At 36.6% G+C, this 4,980-nt stretch carries 6 protein-coding genes; all 6 read right to left on the reverse strand.

The window, feature by feature from the left end:
- The coding region (locus tag BAZO_RS11310; protein ID WP_003331653.1) for a TRAP transporter large permease at positions 1–860 on the reverse strand (860 nt) is incomplete at its 3' end.
- Positions 860–1,345: a TRAP transporter small permease gene (locus tag BAZO_RS11315; RefSeq protein ID WP_003331654.1), complete on the reverse strand. Its 486-nt coding sequence runs from the start codon at positions 1,343–1,345 to the stop codon at positions 860–862. The genes BAZO_RS11315 and BAZO_RS11310, both read right to left, overlap by 1 nt.
- 81 nt (positions 1,346–1,426) lie before the next feature.
- A complete protein-coding gene (locus BAZO_RS11320; RefSeq protein WP_003331655.1) occupies positions 1,427–2,470 on the reverse strand; it encodes a C4-dicarboxylate TRAP transporter substrate-binding protein in 1,044 nt (347 codons plus the stop codon).
- Between the two features lie 90 nt (positions 2,471–2,560).
- Positions 2,561–3,511, reverse strand: coding sequence for a sugar kinase (locus BAZO_RS11325; protein WP_211208561.1), 951 nt, complete (start codon positions 3,509–3,511; stop codon positions 2,561–2,563).
- Positions 3,512–3,547: 36 nt separating this feature from the next.
- Positions 3,548–4,594: a LacI family DNA-binding transcriptional regulator gene (locus tag BAZO_RS11330; protein WP_326154042.1), complete on the reverse strand. Its 1,047-nt coding sequence runs from the start codon at positions 4,592–4,594 to the stop codon at positions 3,548–3,550.
- 107 nt (positions 4,595–4,701) lie between these two features.
- On the reverse strand, positions 4,702–4,980 hold a 279-nt coding region (locus tag BAZO_RS11335), incomplete at its 5' end, for a TRAP transporter large permease subunit (RefSeq protein ID WP_003331659.1).

The raw sequence follows: 4,980 nt of genomic DNA on the forward strand, positions 1-4,980 counted from the left end.
CCTGCCCCAATGATAATAAGAATGGAGGCTGCTGTATGAGCAGTTTCCAATAAAGCCTGCATTAAATGCTTGATTTTCATTTCACGGTATACTAACAATCCAAGAATTAACGCATACAATACCGCAATTGCTCCTGCTTCTGTTGCACTGAATATTCCCATACGGATTCCACCGATAATAATAACCGGTAAAATTAGAGCCAGGATGGCATCTTTAAAGGAAGATAGAAACTCCTTCATTGTGATTTTCTTTTTATTATCGGTTTCAAGATGGTGCTTCTTTGCGTAGAAATAAATATAAATCATGTACATGATACACAAAGCCACGCCTGGTAATACCCCTGCTAAAAACAGTTTTCCAATTGAAACATTTCCAACATAGCCGTACATGATCATTGCAACACCCGGAGGGATAATCGGTGTAATCAATGCTGCCGCACCAGTTAAGGTTGTTGCGAATGCTTTTGAATATCCTTTTTTCTCCATTTCAGGCACGATCATTTTTGCCTGCATTGCTGCTTCTGCTAAGTTCGAACCACTAATACCACCCATTAATGTTGCAAGTACAACGTTAACCTGTGCCAGCGCCCCTGGTAATGGACGGGTAATAACTTCAGCAAATTTTAACATTCTGGATGTAATCCCTGTATAATTCATTAAAATACCAGCGGTGATAAAGAAAACAATCGCAAGAAGGGGAACCGATTCTAATCCACCAATGATCCTTTGTATCATGACTGTTATCGTAAAGCTATCATTAAAGAAGAAATAAACCGATGTACTCACTATTAATGCAAATGCGATAGGTACATTAATTAAAAATAGAACTAGTAAAACGATAAGCATCAATGTTAATGCCATTAGTTAACACCCCCCTCTTTTCCATTGTCAGATTTGAACGAGCGAATCAAATTGACTGTATAATGGATAGCGGTTAAAAACCCACCGACAGGAACAGCAATATCAATATATTGATAACTCAATCCCAAAACAGGCGTAATCTTAACTGCGGCCTGAGAAGTTAAATCCATTCCTAAATAAATGAAAACATAGATTAATACAAAATAAATGGCAATAGCTCCTATAACGTTAAATACATTGCGGATCGGCTTTGGCATCATCAGCATGAAATAGTCTACCCCAACGTGTCCGCCACGTTTCATTGCCGAGCTAATTCCAATGAAAACCATCCAAATAAATAATCCAAGCGTAACCTCTTCTGCCCAGCCTATTGGGCTGTGTAAGACAAAGCGAAAAATTACATTTATAATGGTAAAAAAGAGGACCCCTGAAAGAGCAATAACAGAAAGTACATCATCTAGTGGATAAAACCATTTTTTTAACATATTATCCCTCCCATTTACACCTAGGTAAAAACCGAGTCTATGAAATCGAAATATTGACTCATAGACTCGTAGTTTTATTTTCTATTGACGATTTTTAATTAAATCCTCAACTGTTTCATAAAGATTTGGTGACCAGTTAGGAAATGCAGTATAAACTGATTTTGCTTTCTCTTTGAACGCAGCAAGATCTACCTCGTGAACTTCAATGCCTTCATCTTTAAATTGTTGTAAAACTTTCTCAGACTCTTCTTCTACGATTCCTTTACCGTATTCACCAGCTTCATCGCCAGTTTCTTTTAGGATTTGAACGATATCTTCCGGTAATGTTTGAAGGAAGCTAGTTCCTGCAACCCATGGACTCATAATTTTTGTGTGTTCAGTTAATGTAAGGTGCTTCGCCACTTCGTGTGTTTTTGAACCTTGTAGTACTGGAAGTGGATTTTCAGCACCGTCTACTAATCCTTGCTGTAGTGCTGTATAAAGGTCAGCTAATGGAAGTGGAGTAGGTGATGCTCCTAATGCTTCAAATGACTTAATATACATTTGGTTATTTGGTACACGTATTTTTAATCCTGCTAAATCTTCTGGCTTTGTAACAGGCTTTGTTGTCATTAAATGACGCTTACCATAAATTGTGTTTGTTGTAACGATATCAAGCCCTTTATCGTTTAATTGTGAAGATAAATCTTTAAACCAATCTGTAGTAGTTAAATAGAATAGATCATCAAAGTTTTCAGTTAAATATGGTGCAGTTAAAATTCCAAAATCGGGAACATAATCCATTAAGAAATCATAGCCAGTGAAAATAACAACATTATTTCCCATCATAGCTTGTTCAACTACATCTTTTTCAGAACCTAATTGAGAGCTTGGATATAATTTCAATTCAAGTCTGCCATTCGATTTTTCTTCAGCTAACTCTTTCCATTTATTTGCTTGCTTATCAAGTGGCTCACCTGGCTGGTTACCATAGGCTACGTTGATTACAATTTTTTCATCAGACCCTGCTGCCTTGTCATTACCTTTTGACGCACCTTCTTCACCTTTAGAAGAACAAGCTCCTAAACCTAATACAAGCATAAGCGAAAATAATAGAAGCGTTGATTTTTTAAAAAAGCTCTTCATTATTAGATCTCCTTTACTGTTTAAAATTTTGAATTTCATGATTTTTATTGTAATCGTAACCATTTGCGGTTACAGAAAAACCATTGTTAATTATCTTGATATTCCTTTTCTTTTACCAAGGAAGATTTCCATTTCCTCTTTATATGGAAGACCTTCATTATCTCCTTTTACACTAATAACATGGGCAGCAACTGCATTTGCGAATGTAACTGATTTTTCTAAAGTCCAGCCTTGAATCATACTGTACAAATACCCTGCTGCAAAACCGTCCCCTGCTCCTATAACATCAACAACATCAATGTCATTATGTGCAGGAACATTAACTTTATCTCCATCCTTAAAAGCAGTAGCACCACGCTCACCCTGCTTTAAAACAGCATGGTGAATGCCGGCCTTTGTAACCTCTTGAATAAACTGATCAGGTTCAGACGTTCTGAGAAGAATCTCAGCTTCTTCTTCCCCTATTAATAAAACATCAACATAAGGCAGATAGGATAAAAGGGTTTCCCTTGCCTCCTCCGGACTCCAAAGCTTTAAACGGATGTTTGGGTCAAACGTCACTGTCAGATTGTGCTTTTTGGCCATCTTTAATAGATGAAGCATGACTTCTTTATTAACATCATTCACCGCTGGAAACACGCCTGATATATGAAATATTTTGGCTTGCTTCACGTAATCTTCATCAATTTCATTTATATTAAAGGATAATGTCGGTGATTGCTGTCGATAATAATAGGAATTTACTTTTTCACTGCTAAGCAATTCTTTAAAATAAATGGATGTCGGGTAGCCTTCAACAAGCTTAACTTGAGAGACATCAACACCTTCACCTCTTACAAAGTTATAAACATATTTGCCAAACTCGTCTTTACCGAGACGGCTTATCCAACCGGCTTTTAAACCTAGACGTGAACAGCCGATCGCAACGTTTAACTCTGCACCTCCCACCTTACGTTCAAAAGTGTTAACGAACCTAAGAGGACCTGTAGTTGAAGGGTTAAAAGATACTAAAGCATCCCCTATTGTCAAAATGTCCAACATTCTCTCTCCAATCTTTATTTCAATTATTCCAGTAATCTACGTTGATTTTCTAACAACAATGCTTGGGGAAAATCGAACATTCATAGGATCAGGCTTAGCATTTGACCTAATTTGTTCCAATAATTTTTCCGCTGCATATTTTCCCATTTCAAATGCTGGTTGTGAAATAATCGTTAGACTTGGCTCGTAAATTTCCGAAAAAGATACTTCATCAATACTGATCAAGGCTAGATCTCTTGGAATGGACATTCCTTTCTTTTTTACAAACTTCAGTATTTCAAGAAGAGTTAAATCGTTACCGGAAAACAAGGCTTCAGGTACTTCAGGTTGGTTAAACATTTCCTCCAACACATTTTGCATATCGGTTAACTTCACGCCTTTAATGTAACCGGGTGGGACGATTAGTGATCTTTCCTTTAACGCTTTTTTATACCCTTCCACCCGTTCCACACGAGGTGTGATTCCTTTATCAAGGGGAGTCGTTAACATTGCAATTCTTCTATATCCTCTTGAATAAAGATGGTCAACAGCCATTTCAGAAGCGGTCTCATTATCAAGTAAAACTGACGGTATATTCATACCTTTAACCATACGGTCAACAAATATGAGCGGATATTTTTCCTTTTTCATTGACTCATATAGTTCTAAATTATCCCCCGTTGGAAAAACCACTAAACCATCAACCTGTTTGGCACGAAGCATTTCGATATACTTTTTTTCCTTCTCCGGGTTATCGTCTGCATTACAGACAATCACATTAATATCTTCAGAGCTACAAACGTCTTCAATTGCCCTGATCACTTGAGTTGAAAACATGTGTAAAATATTCGCAACGATTACTCCAATTGTTGATGTCTTTTTTTGTTTTAAGCTCCTTGCTAAAATATTGGGTCGATATCCTAAAGTTGCAATCGCTTCCTCAATTCTTGCTCTTGTATCCCCGCTCATATACTCGTAGCGATGGTTAAGATATTGAGAAACTGTACTTTTAGATACGTTTGCCATCTGAGCCACGTCAGCCATTGTGATTTTTTTCAATTTTCTTCTCTCCTGAAACCTACTAAATCGATTTACTAAACCGATTTATCATTATTATAAATGATATGGAAACGTTTAACAAGAATTTTTTAACTATTTTTTATATAAAAAAAGCTATGTTAAAATTACCTTTTAACATAGCTTTTAAATATCTAGAATAATAGATTAGGCAAGAACATAGAGATACTTGGAACGAACGCCATTAATAACGCTGCAATAATTAGTATTACTAAGAACGGCCAGCTTTCTTTTACGAATTCCTCTACTTTCAAACCAGTAACTGCACAAGTTACGAACATGATGGTACCGAGCGGCGGTGTCATTGTACCGATACTTAAACAGATGATGAAGAAGATTCCGAAATGGACGGGATCAATCCCATATTGCATCAGCATTGGCATAAATAATGGTGTTAAGATAATAATAGAAAC

Source organism: Schinkia azotoformans LMG 9581 (assembly GCF_000307855.1).
Classification (GTDB): Bacteria; Bacillota; Bacilli; order Bacillales; family Bacillaceae_J; genus Schinkia; species Schinkia azotoformans.

Excerpts from the sequence above, each read along its gene's own strand:
- BAZO_RS11315 (WP_003331654.1), bottom strand. The coding sequence starts at position 1,345 with ATGTTAAAAAAATGGTTTTATCCACTAGATGATGTACTTTCTGTTATT.
- BAZO_RS11320 (WP_003331655.1), bottom strand. The coding sequence starts at position 2,470 with ATGAAGAGCTTTTTTAAAAAATCAACGCTTCTATTATTTTCGCTTATG.
- BAZO_RS11325 (WP_211208561.1), bottom strand. The coding sequence starts at position 3,511 with ATGTTGGACATTTTGACAATAGGGGATGCTTTAGTATCTTTTAACCCT.